This is a genomic window from Vibrio sp. 1069, from assembly GCF_033340555.1.
Window position 1 is genome coordinate 1 of the sequence record NZ_JAWOWP010000761.1, and the last position, 559, is coordinate 559.

General features: G+C 41.9%; 1 pseudogene. It reads right to left on the bottom strand.

What is annotated here, in order from left to right:
- Positions 1–286 precede the first annotated feature (286 nt).
- Positions 287–559 (bottom strand): annotated as a pseudogene (locus tag R7040_RS28910) (3'-5' exonuclease); the annotation flags it as partial.

Sequence of the window (559 nt, forward strand, 5' to 3'; positions counted from 1 at the left end):
TTTAACGCAACGTTATCCTGACCAATCTGATAGTCAGTATCTATCGCGTTTACCTTTCCATCGGGACGTTTAATCCCACCATTATTGTCGGTGCTCACGAATAATCTCCTTAACAATACGTGACCAAATTTAAATACTTTGTAGGAGTTTGAGTGATGATTAGTTCACATCACCAAGCACAAGTTTAAGTATATGTATTTTCTTAAAGTAGTAGCTCTCATTAGCATCTTAAAAGGAAACACCTCCATCGATCATTTGATGTTTTTGTGTTTAAGGTAAATAACATTTATTGCCAAATAGCAGAAATTGGCATGTCTCGGTTAAAGTGATATTGCAACTGAGCTTGAAACAACTCTGCCGTCGCCAATGCATCCGTTAATGCGTGATGCGGTTGATAAGCAGGCAGACCATATCGTTCCCGAGCATGCCCCAACCTCACCGACCCTGGCTTCCTACCTTTTAACTTGTTCCAGACGCCTGAGCATTCTCGCCGTTCAAGTGCATACTCGATATCCAACGTATCGCCGACAGGAAATTGAATCCCTTCGCCAATGGTGTT